This is a genomic window from Ruegeria sp. AL2 (assembly GCF_056540845.1).
The window spans coordinates 71,974-93,465 of the sequence record NZ_JBQFXM010000007.1 but is presented as its reverse complement, the minus strand read 5'-3'; the positions used below and the strand labels follow the sequence as shown (position 1 = coordinate 93,465).

Genomic DNA, 21,492 nt, shown 5'->3' with positions numbered 1-21,492 from the left:
GACCAAAGCTGCAGTGGTAAACTCAATCTTGGTTGGCAAGGTGAGCCCAATCTGGACATTGACGAACGGCCATGCGCATCGTGAGGCATGTCGCTCACGGAAGACCTAAACCAAATTTTAGAAACTGTCTTGCCGACCGATCCCAGCTTTCAGCAGATCGAATATGCGGTGATAGACAATTGCATTAGTGAAACCCGGCGATACGCCTTGGAAGGCTCCACCGAAGCCTTCTTGATGTCCGCGATGCGTCTACTGGCACTTCCCGACAATGGGCACACACGGCTGATCCCGAACGATGCGATCAAAGTGCTTCCGCTGAGGTTCGTGAGCTTAGGGCGTTCTGTGCAACTCGTCGGCGCGTTTCCAGAGATAACTGCACCGCGAGGAGAACTGATTGCAGTCAACGGCGCAGCTTTGAGCCAGATTGAAGCAAAGGCGGAACAGTTTCTTGCGGGAACGTGCCAAAGGAAGCGAGTCATCGGACCGATTCTTTTGGCTTGGCCGTACGCCTTGGCACGTTTGGGTTTTTCGTCAAACGGCGGAACGACCGAGTACCGTGTGCAGGACGAGAATGGGCAGATAACCAATCTGAAAGTGGCAAATGGAAACACTTTTCCTGGATCGATGCTCTACCCGAGAAATGAGCACGGCAAGGATGATCCAACCTGGGTGCCTGAGACTTTTGCGGAAATAAAGGACTGGCAAGATCTTGGGCTATCAATAGCGTTGCCGAGCTTTTTTGCACCGAACGAAACAACGCTGCACAAAGCCGTCTCAGCCGCGGTGGAACGCGTGCGCGCCCGTCCGAACGGAACGCTTTTGATTGACGTTCGCGGAAACACCGGCGGCGATTTTCTTCTGACTATGCCTTTGATAGACGCGGTCTCGCAAAGCACAAGCAAGCAGGTTGTTGTGCTTGTTGATAAATTCACGTTTTCCGCGGCGATAGTGTTTGTGGCCATCCTCAAGCATCGTTTGGGAAACAGGCTCAAACTCATTGGGGAAGAAATGGGTGACGGGTTGATGTTCTTTGCCGAGGGCGGGTTGCTCGATTTGCCGACCAGCGGGGCGGTTGTTCGATACTCATCAGCCTTTCACGATTGGAAGAATGGAAGGACTGACAAAACCACTCCGCCCGAAATCGCGCGGAAGATCGTTCCCGTAGGGGCACTGAATTTGGATTTGGAATGGGTCGCAGGTCGCGCAGATGAGGATGCGCACAGCGCGTTCTATCAACGAGTTCTCAGAAGCATGAGCACTTAGACAAACAGCCGCGACGATACCGCGGTGCCCAACCGCGACGCCGCCCGGCGTGGTTTTTACTGTCTGCGGGTCAGATTGCCTGCCACTTTTTGTAGGTATCAACCGCCAAAGCGGTGTCGATCACGAACATCGCAACCGCGGTTACCATCGCCAGCATCGACAGCCAGAACGACCCGCTTGCCGAGGCGACGGCCAGGGTCATGCCGCCGACGCAGGTGGCAATCGCGGCGGCTTTTTCAAGGCCGCTCATGTCGGTCAGAACGATGCCCGCAAGTTTGGTGAACCCGACGGACGCCTTGGCGACGCCCAGCATGGCCTTCATCATGGCCAGATCGCTGCCCGCCGTTCCGGCCTTGGCGATTGCACCGGCGTGGCGGCTGATCGGGCCGCTGCATTTGACGGCAATCCCGGCCCCGGCCCGTGTCACCGTCTTGGTTCCGAGCGCCTGATAAACCCCCAGCGCGGCCATGGCCATCGTGATGATATCGGCAAACGCCTTGGCGGCGGCCCCGATAAAGGTGTTCAGCGCGGCCTTCTTGCGCTTTTTCCTGCTGGTGCCCAGCGGAGCCCCCAAAAGCGGCGTGTCCCCCTGCATCAGGATCAGGCTGTCCGCAGTTTCATGCACCGAGAACGGCGCGGCATCGACGGGAACCGTGGCGGCTTCGGCCTCGGGTATCGGGTCGGGAGACAGGAACCGTGCCTTGATCTGCGCCTGCTGGTCGGCCGGTAGCGCGCGGATATCGGCCCCTTCGTCTGAGGCATAAAGCTCTTCCCATGCGCTTTCCATGATCGCGGCCACGTCCGCCGCGCTTGGTTCGGCGGCGGGGGCTGTCATCAGCGGCATCTTGGGGCCTGCATCAAGGTCGATGTCCTCCACCGCGTCCTCGGGGAGCTTGTCGAGCATCTCGATGAATGACTCGTCGAACACATCAGGGTTGAATGAAATGCCAGAGGCGGAATGGAGCTTCATGGGTAAACCTACTTTCTTTAACTTTGACACAATAAGCCTGCACAATAGACGAGTTTTGAATTCTCTCTGTGGTGAACATCACACTTGAACAGCCAGTCGCCCCCCCGGACGCCGCCAGCCGGGGCGCGCGCGGCGTTTCGTGGCAGCAGCAGGACGCGTGTCTGTAGATCAGCCGTTATTCGGGAAGACCGGCCTTTTTCCACCCTTCGCGCCAGCTTTCGGAACAGGCCGGAACGGTAAAGATCGGCAGCCTGGTCTGATCCGAGGAAGCGGTGATATCCGGGCGCAATGCTTTCAGGTCGCTTATCGCCGCCTGCGCCGCTGCGGCATCCGACATTTGACCCAAGGCGGCAATAAGCATCAGGTGGCTCATGACAAATCCGGACCGAACGGCCAGAGCGTCACGCGCTGCGGCGGCGGCCTCGTCATACCGGCACAGCTGAAACAGTGCACTTGCCCGGGCGATATGTGCCGCATGACGCATCGGGTCTTTCGGGCTGAGTTCAATGGCATGTGTTGCGTGGTCCAAAGCCTCATCCGGTCGGTTCAACATGCACAGGTTGATGGAGGCGAGCATGTGAACACTTGCAGCATTGGGGTTTTCGGCCAGCGCCTGTTTGAACGCCGCACGCGCACGCGGCAGGTCGCGGGCCAGCATCGAGATTGAATGCGCCGCATAAGCCATGGCAATGCCGTCGGAGCGGTCGCTCATGAGAACGCGTTCAGCCGCGCTGATGGCGGCCTTGGGCCCTTCGCCGATGGGATCAAGCCCCTGCACAAGCCGCTGAATATGCAGCCAGGCCAGCAGCCCTGCGGCAGCGGCGTAATCCGGGTCGCGGTCCAGCGCCAGCGTTGTCAGCCGGATGGCTTCGCGATTGGCGTCATCTGTCAGCAGATGAAAATGCGACAGCGCCTGAAGGTAGAGTTCATAGGCTTCGAGATTTTCTGTCGGCTTGGCGCGGGACCGGTTCGTTTCGGCGTGGCGCAGCGATGGCTCGATCGCTGTGACGACCTCTTGCGTGACCTTGTCCTGAAGGTCGAAGATATCGTCCAGCACTCCGTCAAAGCGATCGGCCCACAGGTGGCTGCCATTTTCCGCATCAATCAACTGCCCGGTGATCCGGACACGCTGTCCCGCGCGTCGGACGGACCCTTCCAGCACATACCGAACCCCGAGCGTCAGGCCGACCTGTCGGATATCCGTCGTTTTTCCCTTGAAAATGAAGGACGAGTTGCGGGCCACGACCATCAGCCAGCGAAAGCGCGACAGTTCCGTGATGATGTCTTCGGTTATGCCGTCGGCAAAGAACTCTTGCTCGGGGTCGCCGGACATGTTGTCGAAGGGCAGAACGGCGATCCCCGGACGAGTGTCGGCGGGTGTAGCAAGATGGGCGGTTGAACCCTTTGGCCAGCACCAGACACCAACGCGGCGCGTGATGTTCTTCAGCTCGGCCTGCCCGCCGCCGTCGAACAGGGCCGCATCGCCCCGGTCAAGGCTGTGATGCGCCGTGTCCGAGATCAGGATCTGGTCGGGTTTGGCCAATGCTTCGAGCCGGGCAGCGACATTGATGCCATCACCGAAAATGTCTTCGCCTTCCGTGATGACCTCACCCGTGTGAATACCGATGCGCAGCCGCAGCCCTTCGGGCTTGTCGCAGGATTGCAGGGCAATCGCAAAATCCGACGCGTCGGACGTTGACCGGAATTCGGCGATCCAGCCATCCCCCATGCTTTTGATCAATGTGCCGTTGTGGGTTTCCAGCAGGGCAGTGAGCGTGTCGTCACGGAACGATTTCAGCGCTGCAAGTGTACCCTGCCGGTCCTGATCCATAAGCGCCGAGTACCCGACAACGTCAGCCGCCAGCACTGTCGTAAGCCGTCTTTTCATTCGCACCCCCAATGAAAGTGAGGTTAGCGCAGTGATCCGGTTCTGTCAGGCCATTTCCCGGACGGGGGGCAATGGCACGCATCGCACCATCATGCGGCCCCTGTGCCTTGTATCGCGCTGCGAGGGGTCAGGGCCTGCCTCAGCATGATCCGGCCAGCTTTTTCGGTTTCGCTTTCCTTCCAACGCATTCTCATGTATGCGCGCGGTATCTGAGACGTTGTGCCCTGACCCCGGCACTCGAACGGAAGATAAATGGGGTCGGCGGCAATGGGGCCGCCATGCAAAACCGGAGACCCGCAGGGGCGGGAGTGCTCCGTTCTAGGATACGCATATGTTTGATGTAACGAAGAAATCGATGCAGTGGGGCGAGGAGACGCTGACACTGGAAACCGGCAAGGTTGCCCGTCAGGCCGACGGCACCGTGATTGCCACGCTGGGCGAAACCAGCGTCATGGCCAACGTGACCTTTGCCAAGAGCCAAAAACCCGGTCAGGACTTTTTCCCGCTGACCGTACATTACCAAGAGAAATATTATGCCGCCGGTAAGGTTCCGGGTGGCTTCTTCAAGCGCGAGGCGCGCCCGACCGAGAAAGAGACGCTGACCGCGCGTCTGATCGACCGTCCGATCCGCCCGCTGTTCGTTGACGGTTTCAAAAACGAAGTTCTGGTGATGTGCACCGTGCTGAGCCACGATCTGGTCAATGATCCCGACATCGTTGCGATGATCGCCGCGTCGGCTGCGCTGACCATTTCCGGCGCGCCGTTCATGGGCCCGATCGCCGGTGCCCGCGTTGGTTTCGTGGATGGCGAATACGTCCTGAACCCGACCGTGGACGACATGCAGGACCTGCGCCTGAACCCTGAACAGCGTCTGGATCTGGTTGTTGCCGGTACCAAAGACGCCGTGATGATGGTTGAATCGGAAGCCTATGAGCTGTCCGAGGCCGAAATGCTGGGTGCGGTGAACTTTGCGCATGAGCAGATCCAGCCGGTCATCGACCTGATCATTTCGCTGGCCGAAGACGCCGCGAAAGAGCCGTTCGAATTCGTCGCACCCGATTACTCGGAGCTTTACGCCGCCGTGTCGGCTGCCGGTGAAGAGCAGATGCGCGCCGCGTTCGCGATCACCGACAAGCAGGAGCGCACCGCCGCTGTTGCCGCTGCCCGTGAAACGATCAAGGAAGCGCTGACCGAGGAACAGCTGGAAGACGCCAACCTTGGTTCGGCGATGAAAAAGCTGGAAGCCGGCATTCTGCGCGGTGACGTCGTCAAGGGCGGCAAGCGCATCGACGGTCGTTCGACCACCGATGTTCGCGCCATCGAAGCCGAAACCTCGTTGCTGCCGCGCACACACGGCTCTGCCCTGTTCACCCGCGGTGAAACTCAGGCGCTGGCCGTGACCACGCTGGGCACCGGCGACGATGAGCAGTTCATCGACGCGCTGCACGGCAACTTCAAATCGAACTTCCTGCTGCATTACAACTTCCCCCCCTATTCGGTTGGTGAAGTGGGCCGCGTGGGTTCGCCCGGCCGCCGCGAGATCGGTCACGGCAAGCTGGCATGGCGCGCACTTCAGGCGGTTCTGCCTGCGCCAACCGACTTCCCCTATACCATCCGCGTGGTGTCCGAGATCACCGAATCCAACGGCTCCAGCTCGATGGCGTCTGTCTGCGGCGGGTCGTTGTCGATGATGGATGCGGGTGTTCCGCTGAAAGCCCCGGTTGCCGGTGTGGCCATGGGCCTGATCCTGGAAGATGACGGGTCTTACGCGGTTCTGACCGACATTCTGGGTGACGAAGACCACCTGGGCGATATGGACTTCAAGGTTGCTGGTACTGCAAACGGCATCACCTCGCTTCAGATGGACATCAAGGTCGCGGGCATCACGCCTCAGATCATGGAAACCGCCCTGGCACAGGCCAAGGACGGCCGGATGCACATCCTGGGCGAGATGGGCAAAGCCCTGTCCGAGACCAACGAGTTCTCGGTCCACGCACCGCGCATCGAGACCATGAACATCCCGACCGACAAGATCCGTGAAGTGATCGGTTCGGGCGGCAAGGTCATCCGCGAGATCGTCGAGGTTTCGGGTGCCAAGGTCGACATCAACGACGATGGCGTCATCAAGATCGCATCGCCCGATGGGGAATCGATCAAGAAGGCCTATGACATGATCTGGTCGATCGTGGCCGAGCCGGAAGAAGGTCAGGTCTATACCGGCAAGGTGGTCAAGATCGTCGATTTCGGTGCCTTCGTGAACTTCTTTGGCAAGCGCGACGGTCTGGTCCACGTGTCCCAGATCGAAAACCGCCGCCTGAACCATCCGTCGGATGTTCTGAAGGAAGGTCAGGAAGTGAAGGTCAAGCTGCTGGGCTTTGACGATCGCGGCAAGGTTCGCCTGTCGATGAAAGTGGTCGATCAGGAAACCGGCGAAGAGATCGTTCCCGAGAAGAAAGAAAAGAAAGAGGAAAGCGCAGAATAATCTGCCAACCCTCAGATTGAATGCGAAAGGCCCCGGCTTCGACCGGGGCTTTTTTGTCCGCGCGGTCAGGAGTGTCGGGCGTCCCGTGGCTTGGTAAATCAATTGTTAACACTTCATGCGTGTATTTACTCAACCATAAGGATGATCATGTTGCATTCAGGGATGCTTTTCGACCGTGGCCTCGATAACCGTTTTCGAAATCAGCGCAGACCCCTACAGCAATAAAAGCGTCGATATAACCGCCGCTTATTCCGTTGACATCACCGACAATGACGCCCTGTTGCAGGATCCTGACCCTGACAGCGCGCAGCTTGACCTGTCGGCCCTGCCCGGTTTTTCCGGGACAAGCCAGAATTTCAGCACCTTCGAAAGCTATTCGGGAACGGTGAACGGGGCGCCTGTCACCTTCATTCTGGTTCAGTTCTCGAACCCGCGCTACATCATCGTCACCTCGGGCCAGGCACAGTTGAACGATACCATCTCGGGGACCAGCTTTGGCGGGACGGCAGCGCCAACCACGTATCAGACCTTGCCGTCTTTCGTGTGTTTCACCGCCGGGTCTCTGATCCGGACGCCCGTCGGGCTGCGCCGGGTCGAGACGCTGAACCCCGGCGACCCGGTTGTCACCGCCATGGGCCATACCCGCCCGGTGCGCTGGATCGGCAGGCGTCGCTTGTCAGCGCAGGAGTTGCAACTGGACCCTCATCTCTGCCCGGTACGGATCATGGCGGGGTGTTTCGGGACAAACAGCCCAAGCCGTGATCTGGTCGTCTCGCCACAACACCGGATCGCCGTCACTTCGGCGATGATGGAGCTGATGCATTGCGAGACCGCGATGCTGGCTCCGGCCAAGGGGTTGATCAACGGGCGAACAATCGTTCAGGAGCTGCCCGCGCAAGGGGTCGAGTATGTCCATATCCTTTTTGACCGGCATGAGCTGGTAAACGTCGAAGGCATCTGGTCCGAATCCTTCTATCCCGGTGACACGACATTGGGCGCGATGGCACCGGCCACAAGGCGCGAGCTGTTCACCCTGTTTCCGGATCTGGCCTGCGGTGCCGGTGGCTATGGATCAACCGCGTTGCCGGTGCTGAAACCCTTTGAGGTTCGGGTGCTGAAGGCGGATCTGACGCTGCCCTGCTGGACTCCTGTCCCGAACACATCTGCACACGCCGCCTGACAGGGGTGCCGATCAGTGGGCAACCCCGCCGGGGCCGTGTTTCAGTAGATGCCACTGGCCATAGCTGTCCTTTAGGTCCAGCTTGATCGCGGCATCAGAGCGGGTCGAGGCGCTGCCGATCTCGGCAATGGAAAACTCGATCCCGCCGGGGATATCGATGCGCACCCGATGCGCGCCGCCGCCATGTGGGGCCTGGATCGGCTGTCCGGTGGAATTCAGGACATCACCAACGGTAACGCTGGCCGTGCGTTCTTCGAGGTCCATCTCGAATTCGATCGGCAGGTAGAGCGTGTCATGGACCGTCTCGCACATTGCCCTGAACACGTACCAATGCGTCGCCATTTCTTCGGTTTCTTCGCCGTGAAAGACCTTTTCCAACGCGTCGCGCTGTGCCGGGGTTGCTGCGGGATCGACGATCACCTGCATCTCGCCGCCGCCTTCAAAGATCGGCCCCGGCCAGGCATAGATCAGCGCGGCTTTGGTCCCGCTGAGGTCGGTGTCGCCGAAATGCCCTTTGGTCACCTCCAGCACTTCGAACCCCCGGCAATCGCCATGGGTCGGCAACTCTTCGAACTGGCAGGGGCAGGCATAGCCGCAATTGCAGTTCCCGAAACTCTCTCCTTCAACATACCAATCTGTAAAAGCCATGGTCTTCTCCCGCTAAGTACAGTCCGACAGCCCGAGGTGATTGGTCGTATGCCTGAGTTTTGCCCCGGAACATCCTATCACAAATTGCCCCGAACCAGAACCTGAGGGCCATGAGACGGCAGATGAACGGGCCTGCCCAACCCCGGATCTATTCATTCACGCGCGTCCAAAACCCTGTGAAACGAAGTGATAACCCCGCGCCTTTCCTTTCCGCCAAGCCCGCCCACATCGAAGCCAAGCAGAGTTTTGGAGCAACGGAGACAATCATGATCAAGCACGTTTTACTTACCTCAACGGCCCTCGCCGTCAGCGCGACGGCGCTTGCCGCGCAGAGCCTGGGCGACGGCACCTATATTCAGGGCTTTGTCGGGTACAGCCAGCTGCAGGACAGCGATTTCGCGGGCACGATCGGCGGCACGCCACAATCGGTCGACACGGAGTTCGACGCGGGTTTCGGTCTGGGCGTGGCCATCGGCAAGGAGATCCCGCAATGGTCCAATGACAGGTTCGGCACGCGGATTGAGCTGGAGCTGTCTTACCGCGACAGCGACGTGGATGGTGTGAACTTCTCGGGCAACGGGCCGGGGGCCGAGGGCAATATCTCGGGCGATGTCACACAGACCTCATTGTTTGCCAATGTGCTGTTCGATTTCAAACAGACGGGTGCGCTGACGCCCTATGCCGGGTTTGGCCTGGGGGCCACTTATTCGGATCTGGATTTTGCCTATGGGCCGGGTGTGGTGCTGGATGACAGCGACACCACCTTTGCCGCGCAGCTGATCGCCGGTGTGGCTTACGAGATCAACCCGTCAACCGCCTTTACCGTCGACGCCCGCTATGCCCGCGCCTTTGACGTCTCGTCGCGGCGACTGGCCCCGAACGGCGCGTTGACCGGCATTGTCGAAGACGATCTGGATACGTTCAGTGTCAATTTCGGGCTTCGGTACAAGTTCTGAGGTCTAGGGGCAGGTTTCTCTCAGGTTATCCTGCCCCCGCCTGCTTCATCTGGCCCCAAATATCCTCGGGGGGAATCGTGCCGGCAGGCGCGATGGGGGGCAGACAGCCCCCCTGACCCGGGAACCGCCTCAGGACGGCGCTTTGGTCTTGCGCAGATAGGGGAAGATCGTCTCGAACGCGCCGAATTTGGCCGTGGCGTCTTCGTTCGACACAGAGGGCGGGATGATCACGTCTTCACCCGGCACCCAGTTGGCGGGCGTTGCGACACCTTTCGACGACATCTGCAACCCATCCAGCGCGCGCAGGATTTCCGCAAAGTTGCGGCCCACGGTCATCGGATAGGTCATCGACAGTTTCAGCTGCTTGTCCGGGCCGATAATAAAGACCGACCGCACGGTGGCGCTGTCCGCCGGGGTGCGGCCATCGGGCAGGTAAGCTTCGGCAGGCAGCATGTCGAAGGCTTTCGACACGGCCAGACCGTCATCAGCGATGATCGGGAAACTGGGATTGGCCTTGCCGTATTCCTCGATGTCCTTCTTCCATTTCTTGTGGTCTTCAACACCGTCAACCGACACGCCGATCACCTTGGTGTTGCGCGCGGCCCATTCGTCGTTCAGCTGCGCGACGGCCGAGAATTCGGTGGTGCAGACAGGCGTGAAATCCTTGGGGTGCGAGAACAGAATGGCCCAGCTGTCGCCAATCCAGTCGTGAAACTGAATGGTGCCCTGATCTGTTTCTGCGGTGAAGTTCGGGACCGTATCGTTGATGCGCAAACCCATGGCTACTTCCTTTCCTGTTGAAAATCCGAGTCGATTGCCTGAAACCTAATCACTTTGTGCGAAGGTTAAACCTTTCATCGTGGTCGCGGCCAAGGAATTCGCCGGTTTCACTGGAAAAATAATTTGATCAAATTATCTATTGCCCCCTCTTCGCTTGGGTGACAGAGTGTCGGCGAACAGCCGGATTCTAGCTGAACCGACAGGAGGGCTCAGGATGATCGAAAAGCGGAATTTCTATATCAATGGTCAATGGGTCGCGCCGTCGCAACCCAATGATTTCGAGGTCATCAACCCCTCGACCGAGGAGCCGTGCGCGGTGATCTCGCTGGGTGGGCAGGCCGACACGGATGCGGCGGTTGCCGCCGCCAAGGCCGCCCTGCCGGGCTGGATGGCAACGCCGGTGGAGACCCGCATCGCACTGGTCGAGAAGCTGATCGACATCTACCAGACCCGCGCGGAAGATCTGGCGCAGGCCATGTCGCTGGAAATGGGTGCGCCGATTGACATGTCGCGCAGCCAGCAGGTTGGTGCAGGCACATGGCATTTGCAGAACTTCATCCGCGCGGCCAAGGCGTTTCAGTTTGAACGCCCTCTGGGGGATCACGCCCCGAATGACCGGATCATCTATGAGGCGGTTGGCGTGGCCGCATTGATCACGCCCTGGAACTGGCCGATGAACCAGGTCACGCTCAAGGTCGGTGCGGCGGCGATTGCGGGCTGCACGATGGTTCTGAAACCATCCGAGCAAAGCCCGCTGAATGCGATGATCTTTGCCGAGATGATGGACGAGGCAGGGTTCCCGCCCGGTGTCTTCAATCTGGTGAACGGCGATGGCCCGGGCGTTGGTTCGCAGCTGTCGGGTCATCCCGACGTGGATATGGTCAGCTTTACCGGCTCGACCCGTGCGGGTACGGCAATTTCGAAGAACGCGGCGGAAACGCTCAAGAAAGTGCATCTGGAGCTGGGCGGCAAAGGCGCCAATGTGGTCTTTGCCGATGCCGATGAAAAGGCTGTCAAACGCGGCGTGCTGCATATGATGAACAACACCGGCCAAAGCTGTAATGCCCCCAGCCGGATGCTGGTGCAGCGCCCGATCTATGATCAGGCCGTTGAGATCGCCGCCGAGGTCGCCAGCAAGGTCACGGTGGGCAATGCCGCAGACGAGGGCCGCCATATCGGACCCGTCGTGAATGAGGTTCAATGGACCAAGATTCAGGACCTGATCCAGAAAGGTATCGACGAAGGGGCGCGGCTGGTCGCGGGCGGCACCGGACGCCCTGAGGGGCTGAACAAGGGCTATTATGTCCGCCCCACGGTCTTTGCCGATGCCAACAACCAGATGACCATCGCGCGCGAGGAAATCTTTGGCCCCGTCCTGACCATGATCCCGTTCGACACCGAGGAAGAGGCCATCGAGATCGCCAATGACACCCCTTATGGCCTGACCAATTATGTGCAGACGCAGGACAAGGCGCGCGCCAACCGCATGGCGCGGGTTCTGCGGTCGGGCATGGTCGAGATGAACGGCCAGTCGCGCAGCGCGGGCTCTCCGTTTGGTGGGATGAAGCAATCCGGCAACGGGCGCGAAGGTGGCGTTTGGGGGCTGGAAGACTTTCTGGAAGTCAAATCCGTCGGCGGCTGGGCGGCTGAATAATACACCCAGCGCAATGCAAGATGAGAGGGCGAGGCAACGCGGTTGCCTCGCCCGTGTTATGTCAGACAGGCCGCACCACTAGCTGGGGTTCCCCGTCGGACGTATGGCGACGGGAACGACCGTCCCAGCCAATCTCTCCTGTCACGCGCTGGCGATAGGCCGAGAAACTGTCGAACCGGACTACATCGACAGGCGTGTCGAACTGTAAGGTCACCCGGCGGTGTGCACCGTCCCCCAGCATGGTCAGACCACGAATTTCCGCCGTGAAGGGCTGGCCCAGGTATCGACCTTCGACCCGGTCGCCCACGCGCAAGCGCATCCGGTTGCCCGCCATCGCGTGCAATGTGTTCCAGTCGCGCACCCCATGTTGATGAGCCACCAGTTCCAGGGCCTGACCGTGCGACAGCTGAACGCCGGTGTCGTGCAGTTTCCGTCGCAGGCGTTTGGCCTGCTCTTTCAGCTCCTCCAGCGGAGCGATGTCTTGTGACAGTGTCATGTTTTGCCTCGTTTCCTTGAACGGGCGCGAGTTTAGGACGGGGTTCGCATTACCATCCGCGCGCCGGGAAAGGGCAACAGATGTTTGTTCAACCGGGTTTCACCAAAGCCTATGGCCGCGAACGGCAGGGGACCCGAACCTGCGGTGCTTTTTGGCAGCGGTCGGGCCTTCTGTCAATCAGGCGTCGGCCTGCGCCGCCTCATAGGCCAGCATGGCCCTTTTGACCGGCAGACCCCAGTGATAGCCGCCCAACCCCCCTGATTTGCGCAGGGCGCGGTGACACGGGATCAGCCAGCTGACCGGGTTTCGCCCGACCGCCGTGCCCACGGCGCGCACGGCCTGCGGCGAACCCACGCGCTGCGCGATCTCGGAATAGGTCGTCACCTGCCCCGACGGGATGTGCATCAGTGCTTCCCATACCTTGATCTGCAAGGGCGAGCCGATCAGGTAGAGCGGCGTCGGCTCTAACCGGTCGCGGGCCGTGCCGAAAGCGCTGAGAACCCAGGGGCGCAGACGCATGGTATCTTCGACATAATCCGCGTTGGGCCAGCGCGAGACCATATCCTCCATCGCCGCCTTCTCTCCGGTTTCGGCCCCGAAGGCGATGCCGCAGATCCCCTTGTCGGTGCCCATGACCAGCGCGGGACCAAAGGGGCATTCGAACCAGCCCCAGTAGATCGTCAGACCCGTGCCCTTGCGGGCGTATTCGCCGGGGCTCATGGATTCCCATTTCAGGAACAGATCATGCAGGCGGCCACTGCCGGACAGGCCGACATTATGGGCGGTTTCAAGCGTGGTGAACCGTTCGCGCAGCAGCGCCTTTGCATGGCCCAGCGTAAGGTATTGCTGATACCGTTTTGGCGACACACCAGTCCAACGCGAGAACAGGCGCTGGAAATGCGCTGGGCTCATATCCATCTGGCGGGCCAACTCATCGAGGCTGAGGGTTTCACCGCCCTGATCAATCAGGTCGATTGCCCGGCGCATGACGTTATAGTGGTATCCGCTTTCGGGGGTCTGGACGTTCATGGTTGCACCTCATTGTCTGGCACAAACCATAGCGCGCGCGACACGCTGCCGCGACCCGGAACTTGCGCATTGGCTTTGGGCTTGTGTCGCGGCCCCTCGGGCGGCATTAAGGCCCGGATGGCAAAGCAACTCGACTATCATACGATCCGCGAGATCTTTACGCGCTTTCAGGAGGCCGACCCCGAACCCAAGGGTGAGCTTGAGCATGTGAATGTCTACACGCTGGTCGTGGCCGTGGCGCTGTCGGCGCAGGCAACCGATGCGGGGGTCAACAAGGCCACGAACGAATTGTTCAAGATCGCCGATACGCCGCAAAAGATGCTGGATCTGGGCGAGGAGGGCCTGATCGAGCATATCAAGACCATCGGACTGTTCCGCCAGAAGGCCAAGAACGTCATCAAGTTGAGCCGTATTCTGGTCGAAGACTATGGCGGTGAAGTCCCAAATTCCCGTGCAGCGCTGCAATCGCTGCCGGGTGTCGGGCGCAAGACCGCCAACGTTGTGCTGAACATGTGGTGGCGGCAGCCGGCGCAGGCTGTGGACACGCATATCTTTCGCGTCGGCAACCGCACCGGCATCTGCCCCGGCAAGGACGTGGACGCGGTCGAGCGCGCCATCGAAGACAATATCCCCGCCGATTTTCAACTCCATGCGCATCACTGGCTGATCCTGCATGGCCGGTACCATTGCAAGGCGCGCAAGCCGCAATGCCCGACCTGCATCATCCGTGATCTCTGTCAATTCGAGGACAAGACATTATGAAAACCTACCAGCTGACCGGTATCGGAAATGCCGTTGTGGACGTGATCTCGCAGGCCGATGACAGTTTCCTGGAACTGATGGGCATTGAAAAGGGCATCATGCAGCTGATCGAGCAGGAGCGCGGCGAGCTGCTGTATGCCTCGATGGAGGGCCGGGTACAGACGCCGGGCGGGTCTGTTGCCAACACGATTGCGGGCGCGGGTGCGCTGGGGTTGGATGCCGCCTTTATCGGGCGGGTGCATGACGACGCGCTGGGCCGGTTCTATGCGGATGCGATGAACGAAGATGGCGTCGATTTCGTGAACCCGCCTGTTCCGGGCGGGGAATTGCCGACCTCGCGCTCGATGATCTTTGTCTCGCCCGATGGCGAGCGGTCGATGAACACCTATCTGGGCATCTCCTCGGAACTGTCGTCGCATGACGTGCCCGATGAGGTCGCCGGAAGCAGCCAGATCATGTTCCTTGAGGGCTATCTGTTCGACAAGGAAAAGGGAAAGGCCGCGTTTCTTGAGGCCGCGCGCGCCTGCCACAAGGGCGGCGGCAAGACCGGGATCGCCATTTCCGACCCGTTTTGCGTGGAACGGCACCGGGTCGATTTCCTGCTGCTGATCGAGAATGAGCTGGATTTCGTCATCGGCAACGAGGCTGAAATCAAATCGCTGTTTGAAACCGACGATCTGGAAGAGGCGCTGATCAAGACCGCCGAGATTTGCCCGCTGGTGGTTTGCACGCGCTCGGGTGATGGCGTGACCGTCCTGAACGGAGGCGCGCGCATCGACGTGCCGGTCAAGAGGATCGTGCCGGTAGACGCAACCGGTGCCGGTGACCAGTTCGCCGCGGGGTTCCTGTATGGAATGTCCACAGGGCGCGATTACGAGACCTGCGCCAGGATCGGCAACGTCTGCGCCCGCGAGGTCATCAGCCATATCGGCCCAAGACCCGAAGCGGATATGCTGGAATTGTTGCGGGAAGAAGGGTTGCTTTGAGTCCAAGGTGGACTACGTCAACTCTCATCTCAGAAGGGAACTCGCAATCTTGTCGGCTGCAGCTTCATTCAGCCTTAGGTGGCTTGTTCCTTAAAAATTACCGCATAGCGAGGTGCGAAATATTTGACGAAGGCTCTAACTTCAGGTCGTCGGTAGGCATCTGGTGAAACCAACAACAAATGTGGCGCTGACAGCTCCTCGATCTCGTCGAAGCACCTGATGAGGGTTTTGTCCGGCTCAAGCAACTTCACGTTGCTTATTCCCAACCCTTGACCCGCCCTGATCGCCGAATGCATTAAGTCCAGTTCGCTATAGGTCGCCACAATCTGCTGGGGCTCAATGCGTTCAACTAACCAATGGTGAAAAACGTTGGGGACGTCCCCTCTTTGGAACGTGACGAACCTGTGGCCTTTCAAATCCTGAGATGAGGTGGGTAATCCAAATTCCTGCTCATAACTTTTCCCACCAAACAGCGACCACTTCGCGTCGCTAATCTTCCTTGAAATCAAATTTTGGTCAGGTTCAGTCCGCACCAATCGTAGCGCTATATCTGCTTCACCTGCCATCAGGTCCAGAGCTCTCACTGAAGGCAAGAACTCAAACGCTATGCCGGGGTTACTTGCTGAAAATTCATTGACAATATCGACCATTCGCGGCGAGAAGTTCGCTGAATATGCAGTGATGCGAATGGGTTTTGTTGCCGCCAATTCACCTGCATGTCTGGCAAACATATTTGCTGCGGCTTCGAGCGTCTCGGCGCTCTTGACGAGATTGAGTCCGTTTTTCGTGAGTTTGAAGCCTCTGGTGTCACGCTCGAACAGAACTAGTCCGGCTGCATGTTCCAATGCATCAATACGCCTAGCCACAGTAGGTTGGGCCATGCCGAGTTTGCGAGAAGCGGCCAGCGTCGACCCCTCTCTGACGACCATCAGAAAAACGCGTACATCGGACCAGTTCCAATTCTCGCTCTGCATTTATGTAGAACAGCACAAATTCAAGCACGATACCAGAAGGTGATGCTGGCCAATAACCTGAATGGAGAACCCATGAACCAAGGTGGCTAACGATGACTTTGCACATCACCCCACAACTCGATATTTGGAAACCTTTCAGATTGTTGCACAAACTGTTTGAACGTACCCCTGATCCTTCGCGGTGCTGCGAGAACACCCATGAAGCGACACGACAACGACGGGAGTTCATTCAAGAAATGATGCAAAGCCACCCTGAGGCATTTCAAAGTGAATTGGACGTTCAGTACCTGATGCAGTGCTACCCATCTTGGTTTTGAACGTGGCTCCAATGGGATTGCGCAGTTTTGTGTATTGTTGCGTGTCCGTTTCGTCCCGCTTAGCGGAACAACCTGAAAAGCATCCCTAGCGATCAGAGTTCGTTTAGATAGTCGGAAAAAGCCTCGACCACGCGCTCATACACATCGCGCTTGAAGGGCACGATTTCGGCGATCAGCCGGTCGGGCTCCTGCCATTTCCAGCGGGTGAATTCCGGGTGGTCGGTTTCGATGTTGATCTGATCGTCGGCGCCGGTGAAGCGCAGCAGGAACCATTTCTGTTCCTGCCCGCGATAGCGTCCTTTCCAGATGTGGGGCACGATGTCATGGGGCAGGTCATAGGGCAGCCAGCCCTCGGTTTCGGCGATGACTTCGACCAGATCAGCTGTGACCCCGGTTTCTTCGCACAGCTCGCGCAGGGCCGCGACGCGGGGGTCTTCGCCCTTGTCCACACCGCCCTGCGGCATTTGCCAGGCGTCCGCGTGGCGGTCGTTGCGCTGTCCCACGAAGATCTTGCCTTCGGCATTCATCAGCATCAGCCCGACGCAGGGGCGATAGGGCAGTTTGGCGATTTCTTCGGGGGTCATGCGCGGCCTCATCGGGTTGTTCCGCCCACCTCTAGCAATCACCGGCGCCACAGCAAAGAGGGTGACGTGGGGTTTCGCGTGACAAAGTTGACGCGAACGTCAATCTAGCGGGCAAATTCAGGAGGGAGAGTTCCGCCATGACTGCGTACCCGAATATGCTGGCCCCGCTGGATCTGGGCTTTACCACGTTGAAAAACCGCGTGTTGATGGGCTCGATGCATACGGGGCTTGAGGAGACCGGCGACTGGAACCGGGTGGCCGAGTTCTATGCGGATCGGGCGCGGGGTGGCGTAGCCTTGATGGTGACAGGCGGGATAGGTCCGAACATTGAAGGCTCGGTCCTGCCGGGGGCCTCGATGATGGTGAGCGACAAGGACGTGGCGCACCATTCCATCGTGACGCAGCGCGTACATGAAGCGGGCGGCAAGATCGCGATGCAGATCCTGCACGCGGGGCGCTATGCCTACGGGCCGAAATGCGTGGCCCCCAGCCCGGTGAAATCGCCGATCTCTCCGTTCCCGCCCACTGAGCTGGATGAAGAGGGCATCGAGAAGCAGATCAGCGATATCGTCAACGCAGCCGTACTGGCGCAAAAGGCGGGCTATGACGGGGTCGAGATCATGGGGTCCGAGGGGTACTTTCTGAACCAGTTCCTTGTGACCCATACCAACAAGCGCACCGACCGCTGGGGCGGGTCTTATGAGAACCGGATGCGTCTGCCGATAGAGGTCGTGCGCCGCACGCGTGAGGCGGTGGGCACCGATTTCATCATCATCTACCGGCTGTCGATGATCGATCTGGTCCCCAACGGCTCGACCCATGACGAGGTGGTTCAACTGGCGCAGGAGATCGAAAAGGCCGGGGCCACGATCATCAATACCGGGATCGGCTGGCACGAGGCGCGGATTCCCACAATTGCCACCAGCGTGCCGCGTGCGGCCTTTGCCTGGGTGACCAAGAAGCTGATGGGCAAGGTGGGGATACCGGTGATCACATCAAACCGGATCAACACGCCCGAGGTGGCCGAAGAGGTTCTGTCGACCGGTTGCGCCGACATGGTCTCGCTGGCCCGCCCGATGCTGGCGGATGCAGATTTCGTCAACAAGGCGATGGCAGATCAGGCGGCAAAGATCGCGCCTTGCATTGCCTGCAATCAGGCCTGTCTGGATCACACGTTCAGTGGCAAGCTGACCTCATGCCTCGTGAACCCGCGCGCCTGTCATGAGACCGAACTGGTGATTGAACCAGCAAAAACGCGCAAATCCATTGCCATTGTGGGTGCAGGCCCTGCCGGTCTGTCGACCGCAATGATCGCGGCCCAGCGCGGTCACGACGTCACCCTGTTCGACCGCGCTGATGAGGTCGGCGGGCAGCTGAACATGGCCAAGCAGGTGCCGGGGAAAGAAGAATTCTGGGGACTGGTCGACTGGTACCGCACCATGATGGATGATCTGGGCGTGAAGGTGGAACTGAACCGCGAGGTTGGCGCAGATGACCTGACCGGCTTTGACGAGGTAGTCATCGCCACCGGCGTAAGACCGCGTGATCCGCAGATACCGGGGGAGGATCGGGACAACGTGCTGAGTTACATCGACGTGCTGCGCGGCAAGGCCGAGGTTGGCAAGACTGCTGCCGTGATCGGGGCCGGTGGCATCGGCTTTGATGTGTCCGAGTTTCTGCTGGAAGAGGGTCACAGCGCCACGACCGACCTGCCGCTATGGATGAAGGAATGGGGCGTGACGGACCCGGCTGAACACCGTGCGGGGTTGGCGCCCGAGGGGCCGCAACCCAGCGCCCCCGCGCGTCAGGTCACCTTGTTGCAGCGCAAGAAACAGGCGCACGGCAAAGGTCTTGGCAAAACCACAGGCTGGATTCACCGGGCAACACTGAAGATGAAGAACGTCAAATTCGTGGGTGGCGTGAATTATGAGCGCATCGACGATGACGGCTTGCATGTCAGCTTTGGCGAAGAGCGCGCGGACCCGACGGTGATCGCGGCCGACACCATCGTGCTGTGTGCCGGTCAGGTGTCCGAACGGTCACTGGCGGACGCGCTGATCGAGCGGGGCATCACCCCCCATGTGATCGGGGGTGCGGATGTCGCCGCCGAACTGGACGCCAAGCGCGCGATCAATCAGGGCACGCGGCTGGCAGCGGAATTCTGATCGCCCGGTTTAACGTTTCCCAGTCGGACAGCGCGAGTTTGGCACCCAATGCGCCAAAGGCCGTTGCAAAACTCCGCTTGATCCACGTCTTCACCGTTGGACGGCGGATCACGTGGTCGCGGGCTAGAACGGCACCCTTCGGCAGGCAAGGACGGCGATGGTGAAAACGGATTTCTTGACCCCGTCTGTGGTCACAAAAATGCCATTCTAAGATGAACAGAAACGCATAATTGCGCGGAAAACGCAGTATCGCAGGGTTCAGGACCGGTTTGGAAACTACTGTTTCCGCGTTTCTCATACGCAAACGATCCGATTCAAATCCCTGATATTATCCCATGTATGCCCCGATTCCGCCCAGATTCAGAGCGATAGTCGGGTTGGAAATCAATATCTGGGGAACGAGTATGGACCGACTGACCGAAATGGAAGCCTTCGCCAATGTGGTGGACCAGGGTGGCTTCACCGATGCGGCCAAGAAGATGGGCATCTCCAAATCGGCCGTGTCCAAACACGTCTCGAGCCTCGAAGCGCGTCTGGGGGCCCGGTTGCTGAACCGCACCACGCGCCGGGTGTCGCCGACGGAAATCGGCCTGGCCTATTATGACCGCGCACGTCGCGTTCTGAATGATGCGGGTGAAGCAGATTCGCTGGTCACATCGATGCAATCGGCCCCGTCTGGACTGCTGCGCATCAGCGTTGCCACGGATTTCGGCGTCAATCATCTGTCACCGGTCCTGTCCGATTTCCTGGCCGTCTACCCCGACATCACCGTGAACATGGTTCTGAACAACCGCTATGTCGAACTGATTTCCGAAGGATTTGACGTGGCCGTGCGCATCGGCGAGCTGGAAGACAGCACGTTGCGCGCCCGCAAGTTGACCGAAACGGTCAAACGCATGGTTGCCGCGCCCAGCTATATCGAACGGTTCGGACGCCCGCAGAAGATCGACGATCTGAACGAACACAAGTTGCTGCACTATTCCAGCCAGTCGTCAGGCAATGTCTGGAAGCTGACCGCACCGTCCGGTGAAAAGCGTCAGGTGCGCACCGCGGGCTGGCTGAGCGTGAATGACGGACAGTCGCTGCTGAACGCGGCTATCTCAGGGCTGGGGATCGCGTATCTGCCCAGCTATCTTTATGCCGAGGCGTTGAAATCGGGGCAGGTTGTCGATGCCATGCCGTCCCTGCCGGACGAGGTACAAGGCATTTACGCCGTTTACCCGCCCGGCCGCTTCACACAACCCAAAGTCCGGGCCTTCATCGATTTCCTGGTCGATGCGTTCGAAGACAAAAGCCCGATGGATTGGTAGTTTCTCCCTGAAGACCAACCTTTGGCCCGCATGTCAAAGTGCGGGCCTTTTTTTATGAACCGATCACCGTCAGACCCATGGATCGCGCGGAAGAGCGCAGGCTTTCCATCAATACGTTCTGGCCCGGCGGCGGCGTTTCGGCATTGCGCGCCAGCAATGCGATATCGCGATTTGCATTGGGAATGGACAGCGGTCGCAGGCGCACCTCGTCGCGGTAGATCCCCTGTCTGCGAGCATAAAGATCAGGCAGTACCGCAACCCCAACACCCGAAGCCGCCATCAGAACAATGGAATCAAGCGTCGTGCCTTCATACTCATCCGAAACCACACCTCCGCATTCCGCTGCCAGCGCATAGACGATGCGCGACAGGCGGTGGCTTTGGTCAAGGGTCAGGAACAGCCGGTTCTGCAAGTCGGCGGCACTGACGCCCTGGGGGTCCTGCGCCAGAACGTCGTCAACGGCCACCGCGACCCAGAGGGGTTCGTTGAACAAGCGGTGTTGCACGGTATTGGGGTGATCCTCGGGCGTTGACAGGATCAGGTCAAATCGACCGGATTTCAGGCCCTGTTCCAGATCGCGGGTGTTTTCCTCGCGCACGACAATGCGTAATCCGGGGCGCAGGCGGTGCACCTCTTTGATGGCTTGCGGCAACAGGTATGGCCCGATCGAAGGCAAAACGCCTAACCGCAACCTTCCTCCAACCGGCATATCGTTGGTCATGGCGTGGCGCAGGTCCTTGACCTCGGCAAGGATCCTTTGCGCGCGCGAGATGAACTCTTCCCCCTTTGTGGTCACCTGAATTCCGCCGCGATTGCGGTCAAAGATCCGAACGCCAAGCTCTTGTTCTACGGTTGCAATTTGCGCCGACAGGCTGGGTTGGCTGACATTCAGCACTTCGGCGGCCAAACTGAACCGTCCGAGGCGGCTGACCGTGACGATGTATTCCAATTGGCGCAGGGTTGGGCGCATTTCATAACCTGAAACTATATTAAACTTAACAAGATAGTATTTGGCGATATCAATTTTGCAAGGCACCTAGCCCTGAAA

General features: G+C 59.3%; 18 protein-coding genes. 9 read left to right on the top strand and 9 right to left on the bottom strand.

Annotated features, from left to right (window positions below; translation table 11 throughout):
* Positions 1-87: 87 nt before the first annotated feature.
* A complete protein-coding gene (locus ACR0ID_RS11425) occupies positions 88-1,263 on the top strand; it encodes a S41 family peptidase (RefSeq protein ID WP_480605475.1) in 1,176 nt (391 codons plus the stop codon).
* A gap of 70 nt (positions 1,264-1,333) precedes the next feature.
* Here ACR0ID_RS11425 and ACR0ID_RS11420 read toward each other — a convergent pair whose 3' ends face one another.
* On the bottom strand, positions 1,334-2,233 hold the full coding sequence (locus ACR0ID_RS11420) for a hypothetical protein (RefSeq protein WP_480493945.1): 900 nt from the start codon (positions 2,231-2,233) through the stop codon (positions 1,334-1,336).
* A gap of 175 nt (positions 2,234-2,408) precedes the next feature.
* Positions 2,409-4,121, bottom strand: coding sequence for an adenylate/guanylate cyclase domain-containing protein (locus ACR0ID_RS11415; protein ID WP_480605473.1), 1,713 nt, complete (start codon positions 4,119-4,121; stop codon positions 2,409-2,411).
* 331 nt (positions 4,122-4,452) lie between these two features.
* On the opposite strand from ACR0ID_RS11415, the gene pnp reads away from it, so the two are divergent.
* Both pnp and ACR0ID_RS11405 read left to right on the top strand, forming a co-directional pair.
* The gene (gene pnp, locus ACR0ID_RS11410) at positions 4,453-6,603 is read left to right on the top strand and encodes a polyribonucleotide nucleotidyltransferase (protein ID WP_480493947.1); all 2,151 of its coding nucleotides are present in this window, start codon (positions 4,453-4,455) and stop codon (positions 6,601-6,603) included.
* 175 nt (positions 6,604-6,778) lie between these two features.
* Positions 6,779-7,783, top strand: a complete 1,005-nt coding sequence (locus ACR0ID_RS11405) for a Hint domain-containing protein (protein WP_480605472.1) — start codon at positions 6,779-6,781, stop codon at positions 7,781-7,783.
* A 12-nt stretch (positions 7,784-7,795) separates the two neighbouring features.
* Here ACR0ID_RS11405 and ACR0ID_RS11400 read toward each other — a convergent pair whose 3' ends face one another.
* Positions 7,796-8,431 (bottom strand): DUF1326 domain-containing protein, encoded by a 636-nt coding sequence (locus ACR0ID_RS11400; protein WP_480474261.1) that lies wholly within the window; start codon positions 8,429-8,431, stop codon positions 7,796-7,798.
* Positions 8,432-8,697: 266 nt separating this feature from the next.
* Here ACR0ID_RS11400 and ACR0ID_RS11395 point away from each other — a divergent pair, with 266 nt between their 5' ends.
* Positions 8,698-9,387: an outer membrane protein gene (locus tag ACR0ID_RS11395; protein ID WP_480605470.1), complete on the top strand. Its 690-nt coding sequence runs from the start codon at positions 8,698-8,700 to the stop codon at positions 9,385-9,387.
* A 129-nt stretch (positions 9,388-9,516) separates the two neighbouring features.
* Here the strand turns inward: ACR0ID_RS11395 and ACR0ID_RS11390 are convergent, their stop codons facing one another.
* Positions 9,517-10,167: a peroxiredoxin gene (locus tag ACR0ID_RS11390; protein WP_480493951.1), complete on the bottom strand. Its 651-nt coding sequence runs from the start codon at positions 10,165-10,167 to the stop codon at positions 9,517-9,519.
* Positions 10,168-10,381: 214 nt separating this feature from the next.
* On the opposite strand from ACR0ID_RS11390, the gene ACR0ID_RS11385 reads away from it, so the two are divergent.
* Positions 10,382-11,821, top strand: coding sequence for an aldehyde dehydrogenase family protein (locus ACR0ID_RS11385; RefSeq protein WP_480493952.1), 1,440 nt, complete (start codon positions 10,382-10,384; stop codon positions 11,819-11,821).
* 61 nt (positions 11,822-11,882) lie between these two features.
* On the opposite strand, the gene ACR0ID_RS11380 is transcribed toward ACR0ID_RS11385, so the two are convergent.
* Together ACR0ID_RS11380 and ACR0ID_RS11375 are read right to left on the bottom strand one after the other, a co-directional pair.
* Positions 11,883-12,317 carry a glyoxalase superfamily protein gene (locus ACR0ID_RS11380; RefSeq protein WP_480474265.1) on the bottom strand — a complete coding sequence of 145 codons (435 nt, stop codon included), beginning with the start codon at positions 12,315-12,317 and terminating at the stop codon, positions 11,883-11,885.
* Positions 12,318-12,494: 177 nt separating this feature from the next.
* Complete coding sequence (locus tag ACR0ID_RS11375; RefSeq protein ID WP_480474266.1) at positions 12,495-13,346, bottom strand: bifunctional helix-turn-helix domain-containing protein/methylated-DNA--[protein]-cysteine S-methyltransferase; 852 nt, start codon at positions 13,344-13,346, stop codon at positions 12,495-12,497.
* Between the two features lie 117 nt (positions 13,347-13,463).
* Between ACR0ID_RS11375 and nth the strand changes: the two genes are divergently transcribed.
* Both nth and ACR0ID_RS11365 read left to right on the top strand, forming a co-directional pair.
* A complete protein-coding gene (gene nth / locus ACR0ID_RS11370; RefSeq protein ID WP_480493953.1) occupies positions 13,464-14,108 on the top strand; it encodes an endonuclease III in 645 nt (214 codons plus the stop codon).
* On the top strand, positions 14,105-15,094 hold the full coding sequence (locus ACR0ID_RS11365) for an adenosine kinase (RefSeq protein ID WP_480605466.1): 990 nt from the start codon (positions 14,105-14,107) through the stop codon (positions 15,092-15,094). The genes nth and ACR0ID_RS11365 overlap by 4 nt, the downstream gene beginning before the upstream one ends.
* 74 nt (positions 15,095-15,168) lie before the next feature.
* Here the strand turns inward: ACR0ID_RS11365 and ACR0ID_RS11360 are convergent, their stop codons facing one another.
* On the bottom strand, positions 15,169-16,068 hold the full coding sequence (locus ACR0ID_RS11360; protein WP_480605464.1) for a LysR family transcriptional regulator: 900 nt from the start codon (positions 16,066-16,068) through the stop codon (positions 15,169-15,171).
* Between the two features lie 409 nt (positions 16,069-16,477).
* On the bottom strand, positions 16,478-16,969 hold the full coding sequence (locus tag ACR0ID_RS11355) for an RNA pyrophosphohydrolase (protein ID WP_480605462.1): 492 nt from the start codon (positions 16,967-16,969) through the stop codon (positions 16,478-16,480).
* Positions 16,970-17,106: 137 nt separating this feature from the next.
* Here ACR0ID_RS11355 and ACR0ID_RS11350 point away from each other — a divergent pair, with 137 nt between their 5' ends.
* Both ACR0ID_RS11350 and ACR0ID_RS11345 read left to right on the top strand, forming a co-directional pair.
* On the top strand, positions 17,107-19,134 hold the full coding sequence (locus ACR0ID_RS11350; protein WP_480605459.1) for an FAD-dependent oxidoreductase: 2,028 nt from the start codon (positions 17,107-17,109) through the stop codon (positions 19,132-19,134).
* A gap of 404 nt (positions 19,135-19,538) precedes the next feature.
* Positions 19,539-20,444 carry a LysR family transcriptional regulator gene (locus ACR0ID_RS11345; protein WP_480474271.1) on the top strand — a complete coding sequence of 302 codons (906 nt, stop codon included), beginning with the start codon at positions 19,539-19,541 and terminating at the stop codon, positions 20,442-20,444.
* Between the two features lie 52 nt (positions 20,445-20,496).
* Here the strand turns inward: ACR0ID_RS11345 and ACR0ID_RS11340 are convergent, their stop codons facing one another.
* Positions 20,497-21,414 carry a hydrogen peroxide-inducible genes activator gene (locus ACR0ID_RS11340; RefSeq protein ID WP_480517998.1) on the bottom strand — a complete coding sequence of 306 codons (918 nt, stop codon included), beginning with the start codon at positions 21,412-21,414 and terminating at the stop codon, positions 20,497-20,499.
* Between the last annotated feature and the right edge of the window lie 78 nt (positions 21,415-21,492).